This window comes from Streptomyces sp. NPDC018026, from assembly GCF_044327745.1.
GTDB classification, from domain to species: domain Bacteria; phylum Actinomycetota; class Actinomycetes; order Streptomycetales; family Streptomycetaceae; genus Streptomyces; species Streptomyces rubrogriseus.
Genome location: NZ_JBIRFY010000010.1, coordinates 229,710 through 254,522, shown reverse-complemented (window position 1 = coordinate 254,522; position 24,813 = coordinate 229,710). Strand labels below are relative to the sequence as shown.

Sequence of the window (24,813 nt, the reverse complement as noted above, 5' to 3'; positions counted from 1 at the left end):
ATTAATTCATTAGTAGAAGCATGATCGGATCGCCCCCGGATGTCAAACGGCACTCTCCTTGGAATATTCGTCCAGCAACTGGACGTGTAGTCTGAGTCGCATGAACGAACCCGCGCTGGACGCCGAACGCGACGCCGTCCTCGCCGCGCTGCGCCCCGTCGTCGACGGGATCGTCGCGACGTTCGGACCGGTCTGCGAGGCGGTGCTGCACGACTACCGGCGCCCCGAGCGCTCGGTCGTGGCCGTCGCGGGGGCGGTGACCGGACGGACGGTGGGCGGGGCGATGAGCGAGATCGGCATGCGCGTGCTGGCCCGCGGCGACGAGGCGCACGACGAGCTGAACTACGTCACCCGCACCGCCGACGGCACCCTGCTCAAGTCCTCCACCATGGTGCTGCGCGACTCCACGGGCGCCGTGTTCGGAGCCCTGTGCGTCAACCTGGACGTCACCGCCGTCGACCGGGCCCACGCCCTCCTCGGCGCCCTCGCCGGGACCGCCCGCACCCCCGCCCAAGTACCGGCGACCACCTTCGGCGACGACATCGACGCCGTGGTCGACGCCATCGTGGACGCCCACCCGCTGCGCCGCGACACCAGTTGGGCGGCGCTGGACCGGGACCGGCGGCTGCAGCTGTTCCGCGACCTCGACGGGCGCGGCGTGTTCGCCGTACGCCGCTCGGTCGAGCACGTCGCCACCCGGCTCGGCATCTCCCGCGCCTCCGCCTACCACTACCTCTCCCAGGCCCGCGCCGACACCGGCCCGGCCGCCGACACCCCCTGAGGACACCCGTGACGACCACCACCCCGCCGGTCACCCTCGACGACGTGCGCTCCGCCGCGGCCCGCATCAAGGGCGTCGCGCACCGCACCCCGGTGCTGCGCTCGCGCACCCTCGACGCCCTCGTCGGCGCCGAGGTCTTCCTCAAGTGCGAGAACCAGCAGCGGGTCGGCGCCTTCAAGTTCCGCGGCGCCTACAACGCGGCCTCCCGCCTCACCCCGGAGCAGCTCTCCAGGGGCGTCGCCGCCTACTCCTCGGGCAACCACGCCCAGGCGGTCGCCCTGGCCGCCCGTGAACTGGGCACGACCGCGGTGATCGTCATGCCCGAGGACGCGCCGCCCTCCAAGCGGGACGCCACCGCGGGCTACGGCGCCGAGATCGTCACCTACGACCGCTACACCGGCGACCGGGTGGCCGTCGCCGAAGCGCTGGCCGCCGACCGCGGGCTGACCCTGATCCCGCCCTACGAACACCCGCACGTCATCGCGGGCCAGGGCACCGCCGCCCTCGAACTGGTCGAGGAGACGGGGGAGCTGGGCGCGCTGGTCGCCCCGGTCGGCGGCGGCGGACTGATCGCCGGGAGCGCCACCGCGGTCAAGGCCCTGCACCCCGGCACCCGGGTGATCGGCGTCGAACCGGAGGCCGGGGACGACACCGCGCGCTCCCTGGCCGCGGGCCGCCGGGTCACCGTGCCGGTCCCGCGCACCATCGCCGACGGCCAGGCCCTGCCCACCCCCGGCGAGCTGACGTTCTCCCTCAACCGGCGCCTGCTCGACGGGATCGCGCTGGTGTCCGACGACGAGATCCGGGACGCGATGCGGTTCGCCTTCGAACGGCTGAAGACCGTCCTGGAACCCAGCGGCGCCACTCCACTGGCCGCCCTCATGAACGGCCGGATCGACGCCCTGCCGCGCCGCGTCGGCGTGATCCTCTCCGGCGGCAACGTGGACGCCGCCCGGTTCGCCGAACTGTGCGGCACGCCCCGCTGACCAGGCGCCTGCCCGGACGGCGGCGTTCATGGCGCCGATCGCGCATGGACGACGACGGCACCGAGGGCGAGGGGCAACCGCCGCAGCGGTCGCCCCTCGCCCTCGATGCCGCTCAGGCGGCCAGGGTCACCGCCCCCACCGCCGGCGTCCGCAGCACCCGCCGGGCCGTGCCCAGGCTCGTCCCCAGCGTCACCGCCGCCGCCAGCGCCACCATCGCGAGCCACACACCGAGGAACTGGTCCGGCAGCACCGCGTCGGTGCGGACCACCGTGAACGGCACCACACCGGCCAGCGCGGCCACCGTGCCGAAGAACACCCCGGTGACCGTGAGGATCACACCCTCGGCGCCGACCACGCCCAGCACCTGCCCCGGCGTCGCCCCCGCCAGCCGCTGCTGGCCGAACTCGCGCGAGCGGTACGTCGTCGCCGCGTACAGCGAGTTGATCAGCATCACGCACACGAACACCGCGATGATGCCGACCACCGTGAGGTTCAGCGTCTCCAGGTTCTTGGCGTCGACCGACTTGACCAGACCCGAGGCCTTCACCGCGTCGCTCTCCACGGACTGCATCGTGACCGTCGCCGTCGACACCGCGGTGAACAGGATCAGCGAGACCAGGATCCCGGCCATGTGAGTCGCTCGCTCACGCAGATTGCGCACGGCCAGCCAGCCGCTCGCACCGTTCAGCGGCAACCGGTCCAGCACGCCCGTCAGCAGTCGCGGCGACAGCAGGGCGAAACCGACCGACAGCAGGATCGCCCCGTAGGCCGGAGCCGCCATCAGCATCTCGTCGGTCGCGGAGAACAGGAACGTGGCACCGGCCGCCGAGGCACCGGTGACCAGTGCCGCACGGGCCAGGAACCGCTTCGCGCCGGTCCGCTCCCGGCCACCGCCGGTCAGCCGCCGTACCGCCAGGAACGCGGCGCCCGCGGACGCCAGCAGGGTGATGGACACGCCGCTCGACAGCGCGACGGGACCGAAGGAGTAGTCCACGGACCCCGCCACCTGGCCGCTGTCCCGGAACATGTCCAGCAGTGCCCGTCCGCCGAGCATCGCCGGGCCGACGGCGAGCGCCGCGCCCACCAGGGCCACGGCCACCGCCTCGCCCACGACCATCCGCCTGATCTGCGCCGGGGTCGCCCCCGAGCAGCGCAGCAGCTCCAGCTCGGCGGTGCGCTGGCGCACGTTGACCGTCAGCGTCGAGGCCACCGCGAAGAACACCAGCAGGGTCCCGTAACCGCCGACGACCCCCGCCGACGTGCCCAGGGTCTCCGCGCTGACCGTGTCGACGCCGGTCTGCGCGGAGGTGTCGTGCATCGAGTTGAACGTCATGATGATCACCGCCCCCAGGAAGGCGGACAGCAGCGTCGCGAGGAACCGCCCGGGGCGCTGCCGGATCGACCGAAGAGCCAGTACGAACATCACACTCACACCCTCACCGGCACGTCGTCGCCCAGGTGCGCCAGCCGCTCCGCGACCGCGTCCGGGGTGGGCCCGTCCATCCGCCCCGCCAGCCGGCCGTCGGCGAGGAAGACCACCGAGTCGGCGTACGAGGCGGCGACCGGGTCGTGGGTCACCATCACCACGGTCCGCCCGTGCCCGCGCACCGCCTCCTGGAGCAGCAGCAGCACCTGCCGGGCGCTGCGCGTGTCCAGTGCGCCCGTCGGCTCGTCCGCGAAGATCACCCGCGGTTCGGTGACCAGCGCCCGCGCGATCGCCACCCGCTGCCGCTGACCGCCGGAGAGCTGGGCGGGACGGTGGCCGAGCCGGTCCCCGAGACCGACCGACGTCAGGACCTCCCGCGCCCGCTTCCGGTCGACGCGCCGCCCGGCCAGCTTGAGCGGCAGCACCGTGTTCTGCGCGACGGTCAGCGTCTCCAGCAGGTTGTACTGCTGGAAGACGAACCCGACCCGGCCACGCCGGAACTTCGTCAGCTCCGCCTCGCCGCCACCCGTCAGCTCCTTGCCGTCCACGCACACGATGCCGCTGTCCGGCCGGTCGAGGCCCGCCGCGCACTGCAGCAGCGTGGACTTGCCCGAACCGGACGGCCCCATCACCGCGGTGAACGTGCCGCGTCCCAGGCTCAGCGTCACCCCGTCCAGGGCGGTCACGGCGTTGTCCGCCGAGCCGTACGTCCGGGTCACCTTGACCAGCCGGAGGGCCTCGGAGGCGGGGCCCGGGTCGTGGTTGCCTCGTGCGCCGGAGCGAAACATCCTCATCACCTTCCGTGTGGCACGCCCTGTGCGGTGCCTCGTGGAAGACGCTACGGAGAGCGAGGCCGCACCACACTGGGCGCAGAGCCCGTATCGGGGGGTGTACTCAACGACACCCCGCCGCGCTACGAGCCGCCCACCAGCACCACCTCCAGGGTGCGCGGGCCGTGCACCCCCTCGACCCGGTCCAGCTCGATGTCACTGGTCGCGGAGGGCCCGGAGATCCACGTCAACGGCCGCTTCGGATCGAGGCGTCCGAGCGCCTCGGGCACCGAGGACACGACCTGGTCGGGCACCCGCACGACGCAGATGTGGTGGTCGGGGACCAGGGTGATGCGCCGCCGCCCCTGGTCGGGGGAGCCGTCCAGCACGATCGTGCCGGTCTCGGCGACGGCGACGGCGCAGCCGGTCACCACGCTGTCGACCCGGTCGAGTTCCGGTGCCGTGCCCGCCGCCGAGTCCTGGACGAGTGTCGTGTCGGCGGCCCCCAGCCACCCCGTCGGCAGCCCCGGCGGAACCACCACGCTCCCGGAACCGCGCGCGGACAGGAGCCGGGCCACGAGGCCGGGCAACTCCCGGTCCGCGCACCGGTGCACGACCGCCCGGTAGTCCGCCAGGTTCTCGGCGAGGAGGTCCACCGTCTCCGGCACCGACCGCTGCCCGTGCTCGCGCAGATAGTCCCGGGCGACGGCCTCCTCGTAGGGCCCCGCGTCGTCCGGCACGTCCGCCAGGGCCCGCCGCACCCGGCCCAGAATGCGTTCCCTGCTGTTCACTTGGTTCCGTCCTTCCCGCCGTGGGTGCGCTGCCACCAGTCCCGGAACGGCTCCGTCGGCACCGCCGGGAGGTCCCGGGTGCCGCTCCACGCCCGGCCGGGACCGGGCAGCGTGCGCGGATGCAGGCGCCGGGTACGCGAGGCGAGACGCTGCCCGGTCCGCAGCGCGCCCGGGTGCGTGAACGCCCACTGCGCCGCCCGCATCGCCGCCCGCTCGGCGGCGTGCCCCTTGGCCGGCTTCAGCACCACCCGGTTGCCGCCCCGGACGGCCGGCCCGCCCTGCACCACCCGCTCCCGCAGGTGCACCAGCACCTCGGGGATGTCGATGGCGACCGGGCACACCTCGTAACACGCGCCGCACAGCGAGGACGCGTACGGCAGTGAGGCGTCGATCTCGCTCCCGGTGCCCCGCAGTTGCGGGCTGAGGATGGCACCGATCGGGCCCGGGTACACCGAGCCGTAGGCGTGACCGCCCGCCCGCTCGTACACCGGGCACACGTTCAGGCAGGCCGAGCAGCGGATGCAGCGCAGCGCCTGGCGGCCGACCTCGTCGGCGAGCGTGTCGGTGCGGCCGTTGTCCAGCAGGACCAGGTGGAAGGTGCGCGGACCGTCCCCTTCCCCGGCCCGGCCGTCGCCGGTGCCCGTCCACATGGACGTGTACGGGTTCATGCGCTCGGCCGTCGAGGAGCGGGGGAGGGTCTGCAGGAAGACCTCCAGGTCCTGCCACCTCGGCACGATCTTCTCGATGCCGACGACCGAGATCAGCGTCTCGGGCAGGGTCAGGCACATCCGCCCGTTGCCCTCCGACTCCACGACCACCAGCGTCCCGGTCTCGGCCACCACGAAGTTGGCGCCGGAGATGCCGACCTTGGCCCGCAGGAACTTCTCCCGCAGGTGCAGCCGGGCCGCCTCCGCCAGTTCGGTGGGCGTGTCCGTCAGGTTCTCGGGCGCGGGGCGGCCCCACTCGCTCATCTCGGCGCGGAAGATGTCCCGGATCTCGCCGCGGTTGCGGTGGATGGCGGGCACCAGGATGTGCGAGGGCCGGTCCTTGCCCAACTGCACGATCAGCTCGGCGAGATCGGTCTCGTAGGCGTGGATGCCCCGGGCCTGGAGGGCCTCGTTGAGGCCGATCTCCTGCGTCGCCATCGACTTGACCTTGACGACCTCCGACTCGCCGGTCTCCTCGACGAGTCGGGCGACGATCTCGTTCGCCTCGTCCGCGTCGGCGGCCCAGTGCACGGTGCCGCCGGCCGCCGTGACCGCCTCCTCCACCTGCACCAGGTACCGGTCGAGGTGGCGCAGCGTGTGGTCCTTGATCTGCTTCCCGGCCTCGCGCAGTGCCGCCCAGTCGTCCAGCTCCGCCACCGCGCGGGCCCTCTTGTCCCGGATGGTGTGGGTGGCGTGGCGCAGATTGCCGCGCAGTGTCCCGTCGGCCACGGCCACGCGGGCCGCGACGGGAAAGGCCGGCATCCCCACGAACGTCCCGCTCATACGGCCGCCTCCTCCTGAGTGCTCGCCAGGATCTCCGCGATGTGCACCGGACGCATGCCCGTGCGCAGCCGCGCCATGGTCCCGCCGATGTGCATCAGGCAGGAGTTGTCGGCCGCGCACAGCACGTCCGCGCCGGTGGACTCGGCGTTGCGGACCTTGTCCGTGCCCATCGCCGCCGACACGTCGGGGTTCTTCACGGCGAAGGTGCCGCCGAAGCCGCAGCACTCCTCGGCGCCCGGCAGCTCCACCAGCTCCAGCCCCCGCACCGCCTCCAGCAGCCGCCGCGGCCGGTCGCCGAGGCCCAGGCTCCGCAGGCCGTGGCAGGTCGGGTGGTAGGTCACCGTGTGCGGGTAGTACGCCCCCACGTCGGTCACCCCGAGCACGTCCACCAGGAACTCCGTCAGCTCGTACGTCTTCGGCACCACCGGCGCCAGCACGGCCGCGAGCGTGTCCCCGCGCCCCTCCGCCCGCGCCCGCTCACCCATCCGCGGATACAGCTCCCGCACCATCGCGCCGCAGGAGCCGGAGGGCGTCACGATCGCGTCGTGGTCCGCGAACACGTCCGCGAAGCGCCGGGCCAGCGGCTCGGCCTCGTGCCGGTAGCCGGTGTTGTAGTGCGCCTGCCCGCAACACGTCTGGGCCATCGGGAAGTCGACCTCGACACCGAGTCTGGTCAGCAGCCTCACCACGGCACGGCCGGTGTCCGGATAGAGCGTGTCGTTGACGCAGGTCAGGAACAGAGCGACACGCATCGCGACTCCTCGTGTTCGATCATCGGATGAATGATGAATGCAGGCTAGTCGGCCGACCCGGCACGGGGGAGCCCCGGCTCACCGGTCGGCGAGTCGGTCCGCGGCCGCCCGCCAGCGCGCCGGGTCGCCGCGCGGTTCGTACCTGGTCAGCGACTGGGTACGCGCCACCAGTCGGCGCATCCCGGCGAGGTCGCCGACCAGTCCGTGGGCGCGGGCCTGCACCAGGACGTTGCCGAGTGCGGCGGCCTCGGTCGGACCCGCCACCACCGGCAGCCCGCAGGCGTCGGCGGTCAGTTGGCACAGCAGCGCGTTGCGGGTGCCGCCGCCGACGACGTGCACGACGTCGACCGGATGCCCGGCCAGCCGCTGCGCCTCCTCGACGGCCGCGCGATGGGCCAGCGCCAGCGAGTCGAGGATGCACCGGGTCACCTCGGCGGGCGTCTCGGGCACCGGCTGACCCGAGGCGCGGCACGCCTCGGCGATCCGCTCCGGCATCCGTCCCGGCGCCAGGAACGCCGCGTCACCGGCGTCGACGACCGAGCGCAGGGCCGGCTCCCGGGCCGCTTGCGCCAGCAGCCCGCCCAGACCGGGGTCGCCCCAGGCCCGCAGGCACTCCTGGAGCAGCCACAGCCCCATGATGTTGCGCAGGTAGCGGACCGTGCCGTCCAGCCCCAACTCGTTGGTGAAGTTGGCGGCCCGGCTCTCCTCCGTCAGCACGGGAGCGGTCAGTTCGAGCCCGGCCAGTGACCAGGTGCCGGTGCAGATGTAGGCGAACCGTTCGCCCGATGCCGGTACGGCGGCGACCGCGGAGGCGGTGTCGTGCGAACCGACGGCCGTCACCGGCACGGGCCCCGCCAGCCCCGTCTCCGCCAGCACCTCCGGCCGCAGCAGCCCCGCCGCGTCCCCGGGCCGGCGCAGCGGCGCGAACAGGCCGAGGTCGATCCCCAGCCGGTCCACGACCTCCCGCGACCAGTCCCGGGTGCGCGGGTCGATCAGCTGGGTGGTGGAGGCGTTGGTCAGCTCCGTGCCCTGCTCGCCGGTCAGCCAGTAGGTCAGCAGGTCGGGGATGAGCAACAGCCGCCGCGCCGCCGCGAACTGGGCCGTGCCCCGGGCCGCGACGAGCTGGTACAGGGTGTTGAAGGGCGCGTACTGCAAGCCCGTCGCCGCGTACAGCTCCGCGGCGGGCAGCGAGGCCCACACCCGCTCCGCGACACCCTCCGTGCGGGCGTCACGGTAGTGCACGGGGTTGCCGAGCAGGACCCCGTCCGCGTCCAGCAGACCGTGGTCGACGGCCCAGCTGTCCACGCCGACCGAGTCCACCGGCCCCGCCGCCCGCAGACCGTCCAGCACACCGGTGTACAGCGCGAGGACGTCCCAGCGCAGCCCGTCGGGCGTACGGACCGGCCGGTTGGGGAAGCGGTGCGCCTCGGTCAGCTCCAGCCGGCCGGCGCCGACGCGGCCGACCATGACGCGCCCGCTGGACGCGCCGAGGTCGACCGCGGCGAACGCCTTGGCATCGAGGGCGCCGCTCATCGCAGGAACGCGGCGGCGACGCCGGCGTCGACCGGGACGTGCAGGCCGGTGGTGTGCGTCAGGTCGCCGCCGGTCAGCGCGAACACGGCGCCCGCGACGTGCTCGGGCAGCACCTCGCGCTTGAGCAGCGTCCGCTGCGCGTAGAACTCGCCCAGCTTCTCCTCCGGCACCCCGTACACGGCCGCGCGCTTGGCACCCCAGCCGCCCGCGAAGATCCCCGAACCCCGCACCACGCCGTCGGGGTTGACGCCGTTGACCCGGATGCCGTGCTCGCCCAGCTCGGCGGCGAGCAGACGCACCTGGTGGGCCTGGTCGGCCTTGGTGGCGGAGTAGGCGATGTTGTTCGGGCCGGCGAACACGGCGTTCTTCGACGCGATGTACACGATGTCGCCGCCCAGCTCCTGCGCGGTCATCACCCGGGCCGCCTCGCGCGAGACGAGGAAGGAACCGCGGGCCATGATGTCGTGCTGGAGGTCCCAGTCCTGCGCGGAGGTCTCCAGCAGCGGCTTGGAGATGGAGATCCCCGCGTTGTTGACCACCAGGTCGACACCGCCGAAGGCCAGCACGGCCGCCCTGAACGCCTCGGCGATCTGCTCCTCGGAGGTGACGTCGACGCGCACGGCGACGGCCCTGTCGTCCCCGCCCAGCTCCTCCGCGACCGCCGCCGCGTTCTCGGCGTTCAGGTCGGCCACGACCACACAGGCGCCCTCGTCCACCAGCCGCCGCGCGATGGCCTTCCCGATCCCGCTGCCCGCGCCGGTCACGAGCGCGACCCGGGTGGCCAGCGGCTTGGGCCTCGGCATCCGCCGGAGCTTGGCCTCCTCCAGCGCCCAGTACTCGATGCGGAACTTCTCCGACTCCTCGATCGGCGCGTACGTCGACACCGCCTCGGCCCCGCGCATCACGTTGATCGCGTTGACGTAGAACTCGCCGGCCACCCGGGCGGTCTGCTTGTCCTTGCCGAAGCTGAACATGCCCACACCCGGCACCAGCACGATCGCCGGGTCGGCGCCGCGCATGGCGGGGGAGTCCGGCTCCGCGTGCCGCTCGTAGTACGCGGCGTACTCCTCGCGGTAGGCCGCGTGCAGCTCCTTGAGGCGGGCCACCGCCTCCTCCAGCGGCGCGGTCGGCGCCACGTCCAGGACCAGCGGCCGCACCTTCGTGCGCAGGAAGTGGTCCGGGCAGGAGGTGCCGAGCGCGGCGAGCCGCGGGTGCGCGGCGCGCGCGAGGAAGTCCAGGACCACGTCCGCGTCGGTGAAGTGGCCCACCTGCGCCCGGTCCCGGGACGCCAGAGCGCGGACGTACGGCGCCAGCGCCGCCGCCCGCTCCCGCCGCCCGGCCTCGGGCAGCGCCTGGTACCCCTCGATCACCGGGCCGAACGGCTCGGCCCGGCCGCGCTCGGTCAGGAAGGCCTCGGCGGTGCGGATGATGTGCAGCGAGTTGCGCTCGCACTCCTCGGAGGTGTCGCCCCAGGCGGTGATGCCGTGCCCGCCGAGCACACATCCGATCGCCTGCGGGTTGGCCTCCTTGACGGCCGCGATGTCCAGCCCGAGCTGGAACCCGGGCCGCCGCCACGGCACCCACACCACGGTGTCGCCGAAGCACTCGGCGGTCAGCTTCTCCCCGTCCGCCGCACAGGCCAGCGCGATCCCGGAGTCGGGGTGGAGGTGGTCGACGTGCGCGGCCCCGACGAGCCCGTGCATCGCCGTGTCGATCGAGGGCGCGGCGCCGCCCTTGCCGTGCAGGCAGTAGTCGAAGGCGGCGACCATCTCGTCCTCGCGCTCGACGCCCGGGTAGACGTCCTTGAGCGCCCGCATCCGGTCCAGCCGCAGCACGGCGAGCCCGCCCTCGGTGAGCGTCCCGAGGTCCCCGCCGGACCCCTTGACCCACATCAGCTCCACATCACCCCCGGTGACGGGATCGGTCGCGGTGCCCTTGGCGGACGCGTTGCCACCGGCGTAGTTGGTGTTGCGCGGATCGGCACCGAGCCGATGCGAACGGGCGAGGAGGGCGGCGGCAGCAGGGTGGGTCGCCATGTCTTCACAGTCCTTCTTGAACGAGGGGTGGGGGAGCGCCCCTCTTGAGGGGCGCGGGGAACTGCGCGACCAGCCACAACCGGCGCGCAGTCGCAAAACGACAGAAACCCGGCAGACGCCTACGCTCCCCACCCGGCCTGCTGCCCACCGACCCGCTCGGTGACAACCTTCTCCGCCCACCCGCAGGAGCGATACGCCTTCAGGGGCTCGGGGTCCAACCCCGACTCCTCCCGCACCTCCCGCAGCAGCGGACGCACGTCCGTGTCGTACGCGTCCATCAACGCGGCGTTCGCCTCGAGAACATCCCCCGCGGCCTGCGCCTCGGCCAGGGCGGGACCGTCGACCAGCAGCGCCTTCGCCGTGGCCTCCTGCACGTTCATCACCGACCGGATGATGGCCGGAATCTTCGCCTCGATGTTGTGGCACTGGTCGAGCATGAACGCGACGTCGGAGGTGAACCCGCCCCCGCGCACCACCTCGTACATGATCCGGAACAGCTGGAACGGGTCGGCCGCGCCCACCATCAGGTCGTCGTCGGCGTAGAACCGCGAGTTGAAGTCGAACCCGCCGAGCTTTCCCTCCCGCAGCAGCGTCGCCACGATGAACTCGATGTTCGTGCCCGGCGCGTGGTGCCCCGTGTCGACCACGACCTGCGCCTTCTCGCCCAGCTTGAGACAGTGCGCGTACGCCGTGCCCCAGTCCGGCACGTCCGTCGTGTAGAACGCCGGCTCGAAGAGCTTGTACTCCAGGAGCATCCGCTGCCCCTCGCCGAGCCGCTCGTACACCTCGGCCAGGCCCTCGGCCAGCCGGTCCTGCCGGGAGCGGATGTCGTCCTGCCCCGGGTAGTTCGTGCCGTCGGCGAACCACAGCTTCAGGTCGCGCGAGCCGGTGGCGTCCATGATGTCGACGCAATCCAGCAGGTGGTCGACGGCCTTCCTGCGCACCGCCGCGTCGGGGTGGCAGATGCTGCCCAGCTTGTAGTCGTCGTCCTGGAAGGTGTTGGAGTTGATCGCGCCGATCCGCACGCCCCGCTGCTCGGCGTGCGCCGCCAGCGCGGCGTAGTCCTCGACCCGGTCCCACGGGATGTGCAGGGCGACGGTCGGGGCCGCGCCGGTGAACTCGTGCACCTTCGCCGCGTCGTCCAGCTTCTCGAAGGGGTCGCGCGGGACACCGGCCTGGGCGAACACCTTGAAGCGGGTGCCCGAGTTGCCGTACGCCCACGACGGCGTCTCGACGGCCTGGGTCTTGAGCGCGGCTTTCACCGCGGCGAGCTCGGTCACTTCGGCGCTCCTGTGGCATCGGGTCGTGGCCTGCTGTGAGTACGACCATGTGTGAAACGATTCAGAACGCGAAGTTATGAGCCACCCGAAGGGGTGTCAACCCTTCCGGCCGCTCCGACTGTTCGTGACTCGGTCGTGACCTTCGGCTATCGAAAGTTTTTGGACCCGGAACCATTGACGTGACATACCCTCGCTGCCTAACGTCCCCGGCAACCGAGTTGAAACCTTTCACGACGCCGTGAGGGCCGTCCCGCCCGGCGTCGTCGAGGAGCCCCCAATGACCCACCCGTCCGACACGGGTTCGGCCCCGGTTCTGGCGCTCAGGGACGTCTCCAAGTCCTTCGGCGCGGTCCGTGCGCTGCGGGACGTCTCCCTGGAGCTGTTCCCCGGCGAGGTGCACGCCCTCGCCGGCGAGAACGGCGCCGGAAAGTCGACCCTCATCAAGACGCTGGCCGGAGTGCACCGGCCGGACGCCGGCCAGGTGCTGTTCGACGGCGCACCGGTCGTGTTCCACGGTCCCGGCGACGCCCGCGACGCCGGCATCGCCGTGATCTACCAGGAGCCCACCCTCTTCCCCGACCTGTCGATCGCCGAGAACATCTTCATGGGCCGCCGGCCGCGGCGCGCCCTCGGCCGCATCGACCACCGGGCGACCCACGACGCCACCGCCGCACTGATGCGGCGCCTCGGCGTCGAACTCGACCCCGACCGGCCCGCGCGCGGTCTGTCCATCGCGGACCAGCAGATCGTGGAGATCGCCAAGGCGCTCTCCTTCGACGCCCGCGTCCTGATCATGGACGAGCCGACCGCCGCCCTCACCGGCAGCGAGGTGGCCCGGCTCTTCGGCGTGGTGCGCACCCTGCGCGACCAGGGCGCCGCGGTGCTGTTCATCTCGCACCGCCTGGAGGAGATCTTCCACATCTGCGAGCGGGTCACCACCCTGCGGGACGGCGCCCGGATCGCCAGTGAGCCGCTGGAGGGCATGACCGAGGACGACCTGGTGCGCCGCATGGTCGGCCGCGACCTCGACGAGCTGTACCCCAAGCAGGAGGTCACCCCCGGCGAGACGGCCCTCAGCGTGCGCAGGCTGACCCGCGAGGGCGTCTTCACCGACGTCTCCTTCGAGGTGCGGCGCGGTGAGATCGTCGCCCTGGCCGGACTGGTCGGGGCCGGACGCACCGAGGTCGCCCGCGCCGTCTTCGGCGTCGACCGCTGGGACGCGGGCGAAGTGGAGGTCGACGGCAAGCCGCTCGTCAACGGCGCCCCCTCCACCGCGATGGCCGCCGGACTCGCCCTCGTCCCGGAGGACCGCCGCGCCCAGGGCCTGGTGATGGACATGTCCATCGAGCGCAACATCGGCCTCACCGGCCTGCGCACGACCGTGAAGGCAGGCCTCGTGGACCGCGGCGCCGAACGCAGCCGCTCCCTGGACTGGGCGGTCAAGCTCCAGGTCAAGTACGCCCGCATCGCCGACACCGTCGCCACCCTGTCCGGCGGCAACCAGCAGAAGGTCGTCCTCGCCAAGTGGCTGGCCACCGGCCCCAAGGTGCTGATCGTGGACGAACCCACCCGCGGCATCGATGTCGGCACCAAGGCCGAGGTGCACCGGCTTCTCTCGCAGCTGGCCGCCGACGGCGTGGCCGTCCTGATGATCTCCTCCGACCTGCCCGAGGTGCTCGGCATGGCCGACCGCGTCCTGGTGATGCACGAGGGCCGGCTGACCGCCGAGATATCCCGCACCGACGCCACCGAGGAGACCGTGATGGCCGCAGCCACGGGGAGGGCCGCCGCATGACGGTCACCGCACCGGAGAAGGCCCCCGCGGCCGACGTGCCGCAGGCGGGCGCCACCCGGCTGGTGGACCGCATCTTCAAGATGCGCGAACTGGCCATCCTGCTCGTCTTCCTGGTGATGATCGGCATCACCCAGGCCGGCAACAGCGAGTTCCTGTCCGAGCAGGGCATCAAGGACCTCCTGCTGAACGCGACCATCCTGGTCCTGGTCGCCACCGGACAGTCCCTGGTCGTCATCACCCGCAACGTCGACCTGTCCGTCGGCTCCACCCTCGGCATCAGCGCCTTCGCCGCCGGGACCTACCTCCAGGGCGGCGGCAACCCCGTCGTGGCCGTGCTGCTCGCAGTGCTGACGGGCGTCGGATTCGGCCTGCTCAACGGCGCGCTGGTCAGCCTCGGCCAGGTGCCCGCCCTGGTCGTCACCCTCGGCACCCTATACATCATCCGCGGCATCGACTCCATCTGGGTCGGCTCCCGGCAGATCACCGCGGCCGACCTGCCCGGCGGCTTCGTCGACTTCGGCTCCGGCGGCATCTCCGCCGTGCCCTGGCTGGCCATGATCGCCCTGGCGGTGCTCGTCGCCACGGCCTACTACCTCAAGCACTTCGGCAGCGGACGCGAGCTGTACGCCCTCGGCTCCAACCCGGAGGCCGCCCGACTGGCCGGCATCCCGGTCCGCAAGCGGATCCTGGCCGCCTACACCTTCTGCGGTGCCCTCGCCGGACTCGCCGGCGCCCTGTACCTGGCCCGCTTCGGCAACGTCGACTCGGGCACCGGCAACGGCTACGAACTGACCGTCGTCAGCGCCGTGGTGGTCGGCGGCGTCGTCTTCACCGGCGGCTCCGGCAGCGTCTACGGCGCCGCCCTCGGCGCGCTGCTGCTGACCTCGATCAACAGCGTGCTGCCCGCCCTCGGCGTCAGCTCCGTGTGGGTGCTGGCCATCAACGGCATCCTGCTCATCCTCGCCATCGCCGTCGACCGGATCGTCGCGCTGCGCGTGGCCAACGCCCTGAAGAAGAGGAACGCCCGCCATGGCTGACAGCTCCCTGACGCGCGCCGTCCGCTGGGACACCGTGGTGGGCGCGCTGCTCGTGGTCGTCCTGCTGCTCTCCTTCGGCTTCGTCGACGGCTTCGGCAACGCCCTCAACCTGTCCTTCCTGATCGGCAACACGCTGCCGATCGCCCTCATCGCCCTGCCGATGACGCTGCTGGTCGTCTCCGGCGAGATCGACCTGTCGGTCGCCTCCACCGCGGGCCTGTCCGGCGCGGTGATGGGGGCCCTGTGGAACCAGGGCATGACCATCGAGACGATCATCCCGATCTGCCTGCTCCTCGGCGTGGTCTGCGGCCTGGTCAACGGCCTGCTGGTGACCCAGCTCGGGCTGCCCTCCCTCGCCGTCACCATCGGCACCATGGCCGCCTACCGGGGCATCGCACAGATCGTGCTCGGCTCCGACGCGGTGACCGACTTCCCCTCGCAGTACCTGGACTTCGCGGCCGGACGCATCGACGGCACCTTCCTGCCGTACGCCTTCCTGCCGTTCCTCGTGCTGCTGGCGATCGCCGTCGTCGCCCTGCACGCCATGCCGTTCGGCCGCTCGCTGTTCGCCATCGGCGCCAGCGAGGAGGCCGCGCGCTTCGCCGGCATCCGGGTCAAGCGGCAGAAGCTGATCCTGTTCACCCTGACCGGCCTGATGTCCGCCCTCACCGGCGTCTTCTGGGCCCTGCACTACGCCAGCGCCCGCTACGACAACGCCACCGGGCTCGAACTGTCCGTCGTCGCCGCCGTGCTCCTGGGCGGCATCGACTTCGACGGCGGCAAGGGAACCCTCGGCGGGGCGATCGCGGGCGTCTTCCTGCTGGGCGCGCTCCAGAACGTCATGAGCCTCCAGGACGTCTCCGCCCAGTCGCAGATCGTCGTCACCGGCGTCCTGCTGGTCCTCTCCGTGCTCGGCCCCCGCGTCGCACGGCAGATCTCCCTCGCGAGGGCCGGACGCAGGGCGGCAACGGCGCCCCCGTCCAAGGCGCCCGCCCCCACCCCGTAACCCCGTCCCCGGCTCCGTCCACCCTCGTAAGGAACCCACCATGCGCAAGTCGTCCATCCGCCGCACCTGCGCGGCCCTCGCCGCCGTCACCTCCCTCGCCCTGGCCGCCACCGCCTGCGGCGGCACCACGAAGGAGGACGTCAAGGACGAGGGCGGCAAGGCCGCCACGGCGGGCAAGGCCGACCCGAACGCCGAGACGAAGAAGGGACTGACCGTCGGCTTCCTGCCCAAGCAGGTCAACAACCCCTACTTCACCGTCGCCGACAAGGGCGGCGAGAAGGCCCTCAAGGAGCTGGGCTCCAGCTACAAGGAGGTCGGCACCTCCAGCGGCACCGACACCGCCGGCCAGGTCTCCTACGTCAACACGCTCACCCAGCAGCAGGTCGACGCCATGGCCGTCTCCGCGCAGGACCCGGGCGCCCTGTGCACCGCGCTCAAGCAGGCCATGAAGAACGACATCAAGATCGTCACCTACGACTCGGACACCAACCCCGAGTGCCGCAACGCCTTCATCTCGCAGGCCTCCGCCGACGACATCGGCCGCACCCAGGTGCAGCAGATGGCCGAGCAGATCGGCAACAAGGGCGAGATCGCGATCCTGTCCGCCGCGCAGACCGCGACGAACCAGAACGCCTGGATCGAGATCATGAAGGACGAGCTGAAGGACCCGAAGTACAAGGACATCAAGCTGGTCAAGGTCGCCTACGGCGACGACGACGCCCAGAAGTCCTTCCAGCAGACCCAGGGCCTGCTCCAGGAGCACCCGAACCTGAAGGGGATCATCTCCCCGACCACCGTCGGCATCAAGGCCGCCGCCCAGTACCTGTCCGGCTCCAAGTACAAGGGCAAGGTCAAGCTGACCGGCCTCGGCACCCCCAACGACATGCGCAAGTACGTCAAGAACGGCACCGTCGAGGCGTTCGAGCTGTGGGACCCGGCCAAGCTCGGCGAGCTGGCCGCGCGCACCGCCGTCGCCCTGTCCTCCGGGCAGATCACCGGCAAGGAGGGCGAGACCTTCGAGGCCGGTGCCATGGGCGAGTACACCATCGGCAAGGACGGTGTGATCAACCTCGGCAAGCCGACCGTGTTCACCGCCGACAACGTCGACCAGTTCGACTTCTAGTCGCGACCCCAAGCCCCCAGCCCTCAGCACTCGTCACGGGAGCGGCAGTCCATGCAGCGCGTCTGTTTCCTGCTCAAGGTCCGAGAGGACCGCATCGCGGAGTACCGCGAACGCCACGCCGCCGTGTGGCCGGAGATGTGCGAGGCGCTCTCCGCCACCGGCTGGCACAACTACTCGCTCTTCCTGCGCGACGACGGCCTGCTCGTCGGCTACCTGGAGACCGAGGACTTCGCCGCCGCCCGGGCCGGCATGGAGGCCACCGAGGTCAACGCCCGCTGGCAGGCGGAGATGGGCCCGCTGTTCGAGACCCTCGACGGGGCCCGCCCCGACGAGGCGATGAAGCCCCTCACCGAGGTGTTCCACCTCGCCTGACGGGCGCCGTACCGGGGTGGCCCGGGTACTGTGTGAAGGTCCCGCGGCCGCCCCCACACCCACCCCGACCTCGGAGGTCCCTGCCCGATGGCCCATTCCGTGGGTATCAAGGACGTCGCCCGCGCCGCCGGAGTTTCCGTGGGCACGGTCTCCAACGTCATCAACCGCCCCGACACCGTCGCGACCGAGACCCGCGCGCGCGTGCTGTCCGCGATCGACCGGCTGGGCTACGTCCGCAGCGAGTCCGCGCGCCAGCTGCGCGCCGGCCGCAGCCGCATCATGGGGCTGCTCGTCCTGGACATGGGCAACCCGTTCTTCGTCGACGTCGCGCGGGGGGCCGAGCGGGCGGCCCGGGAGGCCGGGCTCGGCGTGATGGTCTGTAACAGCGCGCAGAACCCGGGCGAGGAGGCCGAGTACCTCTCGCTCTTCGCCGAGCAGCGGGTCCGGGGCGTCCTGCTCACCCCCGCCGACGCCACCGGCCGCAACATCGAGGGCTTCCGGCGCCACAACATCCCCTTCGTCCTCGTCGACCGCGTCGCCGAGGGCACCACCGAGTGCTCGGTCTCCGTCGACGACGTCGCGGGCGGCGCGCTGGCCGTACGCCACCTCGTGGACGCCGGACACCGCTCCATCGCCTACGTCAGCGGCCCGCCCGGCCTCAACCAGGTGCGCGACCGCCGCACCGGCGCCCTCGCCGCGCTCGCCGAGGCCGGGCTCGGCCCCGACGCGCTGCGCGAACTGCCCACCGAGCGCCTCGACGTCGCCGCTGGCCGCGACGCCGGCGCCCGCCTGCTGGGCCTCGCGGACCGGCCGACCGCCGTCTTCTGCGCCAACGACCTGCTCGCCCTCGGCGTCCTGCAGGCCATGTACGCCGCCGGGGTCGGCGTCCCCGACGACCTCGCGATCGTGGGCTACGACGACATCGAGTTCGCCGCCGCGGCGGCCGTCCCGCTCACCTCCGTGCGCCAGCCCGCCGTCACCATGGGTGCCATGGCCGCCGAGCTGCTGCTGGAGGAGACCGAGCTGGAGGGCACGGACCGGACCCACCCGCACCGGCGGGTCGTCCTCCAGCCGGAGCTGGTGGTGCGGCGCTCCAGCCTCGCCGCACGCTGATCGGCGGTTCAGTAGATCCTTCGGGACGATTTCATGATCCCGGGGGTCGGCGGCCGCAGGACGGTGTGCTGAACTGGGACGCGGCCGAAAGAATCGGCCGCCAGATCCGTCCGCCCCGGGAGACCCCTTGAGCGTCAGCTACCGCCAGCCAGGCGTCGTCCTCACCGACCGCCGTTTCACCGTGCCCCTCGATCACGCCGACCCCACCGGGGAGACGATCGAGCTGTACGCCCGCGAGGCCGTCGCGAGCGACAAGGCCGACAAGGACCTGCCCTGGCTGGTCTACCTCCAGGGTGGGCCCGGCTTCGGGGCGAACCGTTTCATCGGCCGTCCCGCCTGGTTCGGCCGCGCCCTGAAGGAGTACCGCGTCCTGCTCCTGGACCAGCGCGGCACCGGCGCCTCCACCCCGGCCAACCGCCAGACGCTCCCGCTGCGCGGCGGCCCCGCCGAGCAGGCCGACTACCTCACCCACTTCCGCGCCGACGCCATCGTCCGCGACTGCGAGGCCATCCGCCCCCAGGTCACCGGCGGAGCCCCCTGGACCGTCCTCGGCCAGAGCTTCGGCGGCTTCTGCACCGTCGCCTACCTCTCGCTGGCCCCCGAGGGTCTGAGCGCCGCCCTGATCACCGGCGGCCTGCCCTCCCTGGACGCCCACGCCGACGACGTCTACCGGGCCGCCTACCCCCGCATCGAGCGCAAGGTCGTCGCGCACTACGCCCGCTACCCGCAGGACGTCGAGCGCGCCCGCCGCATCGCCGACCACCTCCTCACCCACGACGTGGTCCTGCCGAACGGGTACCGCCTCACCGTGGAGGCCTTCCAGTCCCTCGGCATCATGCTGGGCGGCAGCGAGGGCAGCCACCGGCTGCACTTCCTGCTGGAGGACGCCTTCGTCCGCACCCCGAACGGGCACGAGCTCTCCGACGCCTTCCAGGAGCAGGCGCAGGGCCTGCTGTCCTACGCGGCCAACCCGCTGTACGCCCTGGTCCACGAGGCCATCTACGGCCAGGACGCCCGGCCCACCGACTGGTCCGCCGAGCGGGTCCGCGCCGAGTTCCCGCGCTTCGACGCCGCCAAGGCCCTCGCGGGCGACGAACCCCTGCTGTTCACCGGAGAGTCCGTCCACCCCTGGGTGTTCGACTGCGACCCGGCGCTGGGCCCGCTCCGCGAGACGGCCGACCTGCTCGCCGCCCGCGGCGACTGGACCCCGCTGTACGACGCCGCCCGCCTCGCCGCCAACGAGGTGCCGGCCGCCGCGGCCGTCTACCACGACGACATGTACGTCGACACCGCCCACGCGCTGAGCACCGCCCGGACGATCCGGGGCCTGCGCACCTGGGTCACCGACGAGTTCGAGCACGACGGCGTGCGGGCCGGCGGCCCCCGCGTCCTGGACCGGCTGCTCGCGCTCGCCCGCGACGAGGCCTGAACCGGACGACGCCGGGCGCGACGTCCGGGTGGGATCTCCGGGTGGCAGGCCGGTGGCTCGGGTTAGTGTGCGGGTATGACGGAGCCGACGATCACGCCACTGGAGCCCATGCCCGGCGACTGGCGCCGCGCCCTCGCCGTCGTGGCCCACCCGGACGACCTGGAGTACGGCTGCTCGGCGGCGATCGCGGCCTGGACCGACGAGGGCCGCGAGGTCGCCTACGTGCTCGCGACCAGGGGCGAGGCGGGCATCGACACGGTGCCGCCCGACGCGTGCGGCGCGTTGCGGGAGCGCGAGCAGCGGGCGAGCGCCGCCGTCGTCGGGGTGAGCGAGGTGGAGTTCCTCGACCACCGGGACGGCGTCGTCGAGTACGGCACCGCGCTGCGCCGCGACATCGCCGCCGCGATCCGCCGCCACCGGCCCGAACTGGTCATCACCCTCAACCACCGGGACACCTGGGGCGGCACCGCCTGGAACACCCCGGACCACGTCGCCGTCGGCCGCGCCACGCTCGACGCGGCGGCCGACGCGGGCAACCGGTGGATCTTCCCGGAGCTGACCGACCAGGGCCTGGAGCCCTGGAACGGGGTGCGCTGGGTCGCGGTGGCCGGTTCCTCCTCGCCCACGCACGCCGTGGACGCCACCCCGGGTCTGGAGCGCGCGGTGCGCTCGCTGCTCGAACACCGCACGTACATCGAGGTGCTGACCGAGGAGGACCCGGAGACGTACGTGCGCGGATTCCTCACCGGTTTCGCCGAGGCCGCGGGGGAGCGGTTCGGCGGCAGGCCGGCGGTGACCTTCGAAGTCTTCGCGCGGTAGCGGCATGACGGGGGAGCAGGGCATGCGGGGAGAACGGGACATGGGAGGAGAACGGGGCTTGCGGGGAGGACGGGACGTGGCGGGACAGCAGCGTCTCGCGGAGCGCTTCGAGGAGCACCGCGGGCAGCTCAAGGCGGTTGCCTACCGCATGCTCGGCTCCCTGGCCGAGGCGGAGGACGCCGTGCAGGAGGCCTGGCTGCGGCTCGACCGCTCCGACGCGGACGGCATCGACAACCTCGGCGCCTGGCTGACCACCGTGACCGGCCGGATCTGCCTGGACCTGCTGCGCTCGCGCACCGCGCGCCGCGAGGAGCCGATGACCGAGGGCTTCGACTCCTTCGTGCCCGACCCCGTGCTGCGGGCCCTGCCCCGGGCGGACCCGGAGGCGGAGGCGCTGCACACCGACTCGGTGGGCATCGCCCTGCTGGTGGTGCTGGAGAGGCTGGAGCCGGCCGAGCGGCTGGCGTTCGTCCTGCACGACATGTTCGCCGTGCCCTTCGACGACATCGCGCCGGTCGTCGAGCGCAGCCCGGCCGCCACCAGGCAGCTCGCCAGCCGGGCCCGGCGCCGGGTGCGCGACGCGACCCCCGCCGCCGAACCGGACCTCGGCCGTCAGCGCCGGGTGGTGGAGGCGTTCCTCGCCGCCAGCCGCGCCGGTGACTTCGAGGCGCTGGTGTCCGTGCTCCACCCGGACGTGGTGCTGCGGGCCGACGCGGGCGCACTGGCCCGGGGCATCGCGGCGTCCAAGGTGGTGCGGGGCGCCCGGACGGTCGCCACCGGGGCCTTCCACTTCCGCCACCTCTCCCCTCTCGCCCGCGTCGTCCTGGTCAACGACGCGGTCGGCACCGTCGCGCTGTCCGAGGGACGTCCCGTGTCGGTCACCTACGTCACCGTCGCCGACGGCCTCATCACGGGTCTGTACATCCTGTCCGACCCGGAGCGGCTGGCCGGGCTGGACGTGTCCGCGCTGGAGGCCTGACCGGCCGCGCGGGGCCACTCTCGGCCCCGCGCGGCGGCGGCCCGTATCCTCGGTGACATGCGAGAACACACGGCGGACCGGACCGGGACGCGGGACCCGGCGGAACTGCGCGGCGACTGCGCGAGCTGCTTCGGCCTGTGCTGCGCGGCCCTGCCGTTCGCCCGCTCGGCGGACTTCGCGATCGACAAGGACGCCGGAACGCCCTGCCCGAACCTGCGCACCGACCACCGCTGCGGCATCCACGAGAGGCTGCGGGAGCGCGGCTTCACCGGCTGCACGGTCTACGACTGCTTCGGCGCCGGGCAGCGGGTCTCGCAGGTCACCTTCGGCGGCCGGGACTGGCGCGCGGGCCCGCCGGAGCGGACCCGCCGCATGTTCGACGTGTTCCCCGTCGTCCGCCAACTGCACGAGCTGCTCTGGTACCTGACCGAGGCGCTGACCCTGCCCGCCGCCCGCCCGGTCCACGCCGGCCTGCGCGAGGCCCTCGCCGACACCGAACGCCTCGCCGAGGGCACCCCGCAGGAGCTGGCCGCCCTCGACGTGGCCGCACACCGGCAGCGGGTCAACGTGCTGCTGCTGCGCACCAGCGAGCTGGTCCGGGCCGGTGCCCGCGGCCGGAAGAAGAACCGCCGCAACGCCGACCTGATGGGCGCTCGTCTCAAGGGCGCCGACCTCGCGGGTGCCGATCTGCGCGGGGCCTACCTCATCGCCGCCGACCTCACCGGCGCGGACCTGCGCGGCGCCGACCTGATCGGCGCGGACCTGCGCGACGCCGACCTCACCGACGCGGACCTGACGGGCGCCTTCTTCCTGACCCAGCCGCAGGTCAACGCGGCCAGGGGCGGCCCCGGCACCGGGCTGCCGGACTCAGTCACCCGCCCGGTGCACTGGACAGCCGGGCGCTGAGACGGTGTCCTCGGCACCGTCGGCCGCCCCCGCTCCGCCCGCGTCGGCCGTGCGGCGACCGGGCGCCGGCGCGGCCGCGGTCCGCCGGACCAGGTGCAGGCGCAGCCCCTCGGGCATCAGCGTCAGCCGCTCGGTCACCCGCAGCCGGTAGCCGGGGTCCGGCCGCAGCTCGTAGCGGCGCAGCAGCAGCCCGAGGACCAGCGTCGCCTCGTGCAGCGCGAACTGCCGCCCGATGCACGCCCGCGCCCCCGTGCCGAACGGCTTGAACGTGTGCGGGGCCCGCGACCGTACGGCCTTCGCGTCGAAGCGGTCCGGGTCGAACCGCTCGGCGTCCGCGCCCCAGACCTCGGGATCGCGGTGCAGCATGCCCGTGAGCACCAGCGCCCAGGCCCCGCGCCGCATCGGGTGCGCGCCGCCGAGCACCGTGTCCTCGCGGGCCTCGCGCGCGAAGCCCGGCGCGGTCGGCCACAGCCGCAGCGACTCGTCGAGGACCCGGCGCAGGTAGCGCAGTTTGGCCACCTGCTCGTAGCCGGGTGCCTCGGTGCCGCCCCACACGCGGTCCACCTCGGCGCGGGCCCGGGCCGCCACCTCGGGGTGCCGGGCGAGGTAGTGCAGGGCGAAGGAGAGCGCGCCGGAGGTGGTCTCGTGACCGGCGACCAGGAAGGTGATGACCTGCCGGCGGACGTTCTCCGGGGACAGCCGCTCACCGGTCTCCGGATGGGCCGTCTCCAGCATCCGGTCCAGCAGGTCGCCGTCGCTGCCTCCGCTGCTCGCGCCGCCCGCGCCGCCGCTCGCCCGGCGCTCACGGACGAGGTCGTCGACCGTGCGGTTGAGGTAGGCGATGTCGGCGGCGTTGCGGCGGCCGGCGTCGCGCAGCAGCCAGGGGGCGAGCGGCGCGGGCACCGTGTTCAGGCGCTGCGCGTAGCCGAGCGTGCCCACCATCGCGTTGACGAAGGGATGCAGACGGGGGCGTTCGAAGGAGCCGAAGTCGTGCCCGAAACCGGTGCGCGCGATGGTTTCCAGCGTCAGTTTGGTCATGTCGCCGGGCACGTCCACCGCCCGGCCCGACGCCTCGGCCAGGTCCCAGTGGCCGGTGAGCCGCGCGGCCACGTCCAGCATCATCACGTGGTACCCGGCCATGGCCTCGCGGCTGAAGCCGGGTGCCAGCACGTCGTGCGCGAGCTGCCAGTTGGGCTCGTGGTTGTACGCCGTGAACAGCCCGTCCCCGGCCACCGGCCGCAGGTTGGCCACCCCCAGGCCCACGTGCTTGGCGAACCGCGTCTCGTCCGCCAGGTCGGCGGCGAGGGCCGCGCCCCACACGAACACGAACTCCTTGCCGAAGGCCCGCCGCCTGAATATCGGCCCCAGCCGCCGCGCGTACCGCAGTGAGTCCTGCATCGGGGTGCGCCTGCTCGCTCCCACGACGTCTCCGAGCAGGGGCAGCCGGTACGGGGGGTGCGGAATGCGGCGCAGTTCGGGCCAGCCCAGCTCGGCGCTGCGGAAGCCCTTCGGCAGTCCGTCCCGGGCCGGTTCCCTCGCTGTCTGGGCCATGACGCGATCTCCCTTGACGCAGCGGCGTGTTGCACGAGCCGAGGCGAGCGTGTTGTACATGGATTCAATAACGCGCCCCAGTCTCGACCCGTTGTTGAACCCGCGTCAAGTAAGGTGCGGGGCATGGCCGCGAACCAGGGCGAGCGCACCCGCCGCCGGCTCAGCACCGCCGAGCGCCGGGAGCAGTTGCTCTCGGTGGGCGCGCGGCTGTTCTCGGAGAGCCCCTACGACGAGGTCTGGATCGAGCAGGTCGCCGAGATCGCCGGGGTCTCCCGCGGGCTGCTGTACCACTACTTCCCGAACAAACGGGACTTCTTCGCGGCGGTCGTCGAGCGCGAGAGCGAGCGCATGCTGCGGATGACGGCGGCCGTGCCCGGCGTCCCGGTCCGTGAGCAGCTCACCGCGGGCCTCGACGCCTACCTGGAGTACGTCCGGGCCCACGCGCACGGCTACCGCGCCTTCCACCGCGCCGACGCGGCGGGGGACCGAGCGGTGCGCCGCGTCTACCAGAAGGCGCTCGCCGCGCAGGAGCGGCAGATCCTCGCCGCCCTGGCCGCCGACCCGGAGTTCGGGCCGGCCTTCGAGGAGCGCGGCGACGTACGGCTCGCGGTGCGCGGCTGGCTGGCCTTCACCACCGCGGTGTGCCTGGAGTGGCTGCGGGATCCGGAGCCCGCCCGCGAGCAGGTGCGGGACCTGTGCGCACGGGCGCTGCTGGGGGCCATCGCGCCCTGACGGCGCCGGTCCGGATGCTGGTTCGAGGGGATGTCGTGGTTGGCGCACTCCCCGATCTCCGCTAGGTTAGGTGAGCCTTACCTAATGAATTGCGAACGGAGGTTGG

General features: G+C 72.7%; 22 protein-coding genes. 13 read left to right on the top strand and 9 right to left on the bottom strand.

Translation table 11 applies throughout. From position 1 onward, the window contains the following. The first annotated feature begins 100 nt into the window (after positions 1-100). Both ACH4D3_RS28745 and ACH4D3_RS28740 read left to right on the top strand, forming a co-directional pair. A complete protein-coding gene (locus ACH4D3_RS28745; protein ID WP_398327747.1) occupies positions 101-781 on the top strand; it encodes a transcriptional regulator in 681 nt (226 codons plus the stop codon). 8 nt (positions 782-789) lie between these two features. Next, a complete protein-coding gene (locus ACH4D3_RS28740; protein ID WP_398327744.1) occupies positions 790-1,767 on the top strand; it encodes a pyridoxal-phosphate dependent enzyme in 978 nt (325 codons plus the stop codon). A gap of 112 nt (positions 1,768-1,879) precedes the next feature. On the opposite strand, the gene ACH4D3_RS28735 is transcribed toward ACH4D3_RS28740, so the two are convergent. The 8 genes from ACH4D3_RS28735 to rhaI all read right to left on the bottom strand — a co-directional run bounded on the left by ACH4D3_RS28735 (position 1,880) and on the right by rhaI (position 11,845). After that, positions 1,880-3,190: an FtsX-like permease family protein gene (locus ACH4D3_RS28735; protein ID WP_398327741.1), complete on the bottom strand. Its 1,311-nt coding sequence runs from the start codon at positions 3,188-3,190 to the stop codon at positions 1,880-1,882. Between the two features lie 5 nt (positions 3,191-3,195). Continuing rightward, the gene (locus tag ACH4D3_RS28730) at positions 3,196-3,987 is read right to left on the bottom strand and encodes an ABC transporter ATP-binding protein (RefSeq protein WP_398327738.1); all 792 of its coding nucleotides are present in this window, start codon (positions 3,985-3,987) and stop codon (positions 3,196-3,198) included. Positions 3,988-4,106: 119 nt separating this feature from the next. Beyond that, the gene (locus ACH4D3_RS28725; protein WP_398327736.1) at positions 4,107-4,754 is read right to left on the bottom strand and encodes a lactate utilization protein C; all 648 of its coding nucleotides are present in this window, start codon (positions 4,752-4,754) and stop codon (positions 4,107-4,109) included. Next, the gene (locus tag ACH4D3_RS28720) at positions 4,751-6,244 is read right to left on the bottom strand and encodes a LutB/LldF family L-lactate oxidation iron-sulfur protein (RefSeq protein ID WP_398327733.1); all 1,494 of its coding nucleotides are present in this window, start codon (positions 6,242-6,244) and stop codon (positions 4,751-4,753) included. Before ACH4D3_RS28720 ends, ACH4D3_RS28725 begins: the two co-directional genes overlap by 4 nt. Then, positions 6,241-6,996 carry a (Fe-S)-binding protein gene (locus ACH4D3_RS28715; protein ID WP_398327730.1) on the bottom strand — a complete coding sequence of 252 codons (756 nt, stop codon included), beginning with the start codon at positions 6,994-6,996 and terminating at the stop codon, positions 6,241-6,243. Before ACH4D3_RS28715 ends, ACH4D3_RS28720 begins: the two co-directional genes overlap by 4 nt. Before the next feature lie 78 nt (positions 6,997-7,074). Then, on the bottom strand, positions 7,075-8,529 hold the full coding sequence (locus tag ACH4D3_RS28710; protein WP_398327727.1) for a rhamnulokinase family protein: 1,455 nt from the start codon (positions 8,527-8,529) through the stop codon (positions 7,075-7,077). Then, positions 8,526-10,565 (bottom strand): bifunctional aldolase/short-chain dehydrogenase, encoded by a 2,040-nt coding sequence (locus tag ACH4D3_RS28705; protein WP_398327724.1) that lies wholly within the window; start codon positions 10,563-10,565, stop codon positions 8,526-8,528. Before ACH4D3_RS28705 ends, ACH4D3_RS28710 begins: the two co-directional genes overlap by 4 nt. Positions 10,566-10,684: 119 nt before the next feature. After that, on the bottom strand, positions 10,685-11,845 hold the full coding sequence (rhaI, locus tag ACH4D3_RS28700; RefSeq protein ID WP_398327721.1) for an L-rhamnose isomerase: 1,161 nt from the start codon (positions 11,843-11,845) through the stop codon (positions 10,685-10,687). 277 nt (positions 11,846-12,122) lie between these two features. On the opposite strand from rhaI, the gene ACH4D3_RS28695 reads away from it, so the two are divergent. The 10 genes from ACH4D3_RS28695 to ACH4D3_RS28650 all read left to right on the top strand — a co-directional run bounded on the left by ACH4D3_RS28695 (position 12,123) and on the right by ACH4D3_RS28650 (position 22,424). Next, positions 12,123-13,640: a sugar ABC transporter ATP-binding protein gene (locus ACH4D3_RS28695; protein WP_398327718.1), complete on the top strand. Its 1,518-nt coding sequence runs from the start codon at positions 12,123-12,125 to the stop codon at positions 13,638-13,640. Next, a complete protein-coding gene (locus tag ACH4D3_RS28690; protein ID WP_398327715.1) occupies positions 13,637-14,677 on the top strand; it encodes an ABC transporter permease in 1,041 nt (346 codons plus the stop codon). Before ACH4D3_RS28695 ends, ACH4D3_RS28690 begins: the two co-directional genes overlap by 4 nt. Beyond that, the gene (locus tag ACH4D3_RS28685; protein ID WP_398327712.1) at positions 14,670-15,683 is read left to right on the top strand and encodes an ABC transporter permease; all 1,014 of its coding nucleotides are present in this window, start codon (positions 14,670-14,672) and stop codon (positions 15,681-15,683) included. Before ACH4D3_RS28690 ends, ACH4D3_RS28685 begins: the two co-directional genes overlap by 8 nt. A 40-nt stretch (positions 15,684-15,723) precedes the next feature. After that, positions 15,724-16,806: a rhamnose ABC transporter substrate-binding protein gene (gene rhaS, locus ACH4D3_RS28680; protein ID WP_398327709.1), complete on the top strand. Its 1,083-nt coding sequence runs from the start codon at positions 15,724-15,726 to the stop codon at positions 16,804-16,806. 51 nt (positions 16,807-16,857) lie between these two features. Next, on the top strand, positions 16,858-17,178 hold the full coding sequence (locus ACH4D3_RS28675) for an L-rhamnose mutarotase (protein WP_398327706.1): 321 nt from the start codon (positions 16,858-16,860) through the stop codon (positions 17,176-17,178). Positions 17,179-17,265: 87 nt separating this feature from the next. Beyond that, positions 17,266-18,291, top strand: coding sequence for a LacI family DNA-binding transcriptional regulator (locus ACH4D3_RS28670; RefSeq protein WP_398327703.1), 1,026 nt, complete (start codon positions 17,266-17,268; stop codon positions 18,289-18,291). A gap of 127 nt (positions 18,292-18,418) precedes the next feature. After that, a complete protein-coding gene (locus ACH4D3_RS28665; protein ID WP_398327700.1) occupies positions 18,419-19,720 on the top strand; it encodes an alpha/beta fold hydrolase in 1,302 nt (433 codons plus the stop codon). 75 nt (positions 19,721-19,795) lie between these two features. Continuing rightward, complete coding sequence (locus tag ACH4D3_RS28660; RefSeq protein ID WP_398327697.1) at positions 19,796-20,539, top strand: PIG-L deacetylase family protein; 744 nt, start codon at positions 19,796-19,798, stop codon at positions 20,537-20,539. Between the two features lie 40 nt (positions 20,540-20,579). Then, positions 20,580-21,518 (top strand): RNA polymerase sigma factor SigJ, encoded by a 939-nt coding sequence (gene sigJ, locus ACH4D3_RS28655; protein WP_398327694.1) that lies wholly within the window; start codon positions 20,580-20,582, stop codon positions 21,516-21,518. A gap of 57 nt (positions 21,519-21,575) precedes the next feature. After that, positions 21,576-22,424 carry a pentapeptide repeat-containing protein gene (locus tag ACH4D3_RS28650; RefSeq protein ID WP_398327691.1) on the top strand — a complete coding sequence of 283 codons (849 nt, stop codon included), beginning with the start codon at positions 21,576-21,578 and terminating at the stop codon, positions 22,422-22,424. Here ACH4D3_RS28650 and ACH4D3_RS28645 read toward each other — a convergent pair. Beyond that, complete coding sequence (locus ACH4D3_RS28645; protein WP_398327688.1) at positions 22,386-23,975, bottom strand: cytochrome P450; 1,590 nt, start codon at positions 23,973-23,975, stop codon at positions 22,386-22,388. The genes ACH4D3_RS28650 and ACH4D3_RS28645 overlap by 39 nt on opposite strands. A gap of 123 nt (positions 23,976-24,098) precedes the next feature. On the opposite strand from ACH4D3_RS28645, the gene ACH4D3_RS28640 reads away from it, so the two are divergent. Beyond that, positions 24,099-24,707: a TetR/AcrR family transcriptional regulator gene (locus tag ACH4D3_RS28640; protein WP_059296840.1), complete on the top strand. Its 609-nt coding sequence runs from the start codon at positions 24,099-24,101 to the stop codon at positions 24,705-24,707. Positions 24,708-24,813: the final 106 nt, after the last annotated feature.

Excerpts from the sequence above, each read along its gene's own strand:
- ACH4D3_RS28685 (WP_398327712.1), top strand. The coding sequence starts at position 14,670 with ATGGCTGACAGCTCCCTGACGCGCGCCGTCCGCTGGGACACCGTGGTG.
- ACH4D3_RS28645 (WP_398327688.1), bottom strand. The coding sequence starts at position 23,975 with ATGGCCCAGACAGCGAGGGAACCGGCCCGGGACGGACTGCCGAAGGGC.
- ACH4D3_RS28720 (WP_398327733.1), bottom strand. The coding sequence starts at position 6,244 with ATGAGCGGGACGTTCGTGGGGATGCCGGCCTTTCCCGTCGCGGCCCGC.
- rhaS (WP_398327709.1), top strand. The coding sequence starts at position 15,724 with ATGCGCAAGTCGTCCATCCGCCGCACCTGCGCGGCCCTCGCCGCCGTC.
- ACH4D3_RS28705 (WP_398327724.1), bottom strand. The coding sequence starts at position 10,565 with ATGGCGACCCACCCTGCTGCCGCCGCCCTCCTCGCCCGTTCGCATCGG.
- ACH4D3_RS28660 (WP_398327697.1), top strand. The coding sequence starts at position 19,796 with ATGACGGAGCCGACGATCACGCCACTGGAGCCCATGCCCGGCGACTGG.
- ACH4D3_RS28710 (WP_398327727.1), bottom strand. The coding sequence starts at position 8,529 with ATGAGCGGCGCCCTCGATGCCAAGGCGTTCGCCGCGGTCGACCTCGGC.
- ACH4D3_RS28745 (WP_398327747.1), top strand. The coding sequence starts at position 101 with ATGAACGAACCCGCGCTGGACGCCGAACGCGACGCCGTCCTCGCCGCG.
- ACH4D3_RS28715 (WP_398327730.1), bottom strand. The coding sequence starts at position 6,996 with ATGCGTGTCGCTCTGTTCCTGACCTGCGTCAACGACACGCTCTATCCG.
- ACH4D3_RS28640 (WP_059296840.1), top strand. The coding sequence starts at position 24,099 with ATGGCCGCGAACCAGGGCGAGCGCACCCGCCGCCGGCTCAGCACCGCC.
- sigJ (WP_398327694.1), top strand. The coding sequence starts at position 20,580 with ATGGGAGGAGAACGGGGCTTGCGGGGAGGACGGGACGTGGCGGGACAG.
- ACH4D3_RS28675 (WP_398327706.1), top strand. The coding sequence starts at position 16,858 with ATGCAGCGCGTCTGTTTCCTGCTCAAGGTCCGAGAGGACCGCATCGCG.
- ACH4D3_RS28695 (WP_398327718.1), top strand. The coding sequence starts at position 12,123 with ATGACCCACCCGTCCGACACGGGTTCGGCCCCGGTTCTGGCGCTCAGG.
- ACH4D3_RS28735 (WP_398327741.1), bottom strand. The coding sequence starts at position 3,190 with ATGTTCGTACTGGCTCTTCGGTCGATCCGGCAGCGCCCCGGGCGGTTC.
- ACH4D3_RS28650 (WP_398327691.1), top strand. The coding sequence starts at position 21,576 with ATGCGAGAACACACGGCGGACCGGACCGGGACGCGGGACCCGGCGGAA.
- ACH4D3_RS28690 (WP_398327715.1), top strand. The coding sequence starts at position 13,637 with ATGACGGTCACCGCACCGGAGAAGGCCCCCGCGGCCGACGTGCCGCAG.
- ACH4D3_RS28730 (WP_398327738.1), bottom strand. The coding sequence starts at position 3,987 with ATGAGGATGTTTCGCTCCGGCGCACGAGGCAACCACGACCCGGGCCCC.
- ACH4D3_RS28670 (WP_398327703.1), top strand. The coding sequence starts at position 17,266 with ATGGCCCATTCCGTGGGTATCAAGGACGTCGCCCGCGCCGCCGGAGTT.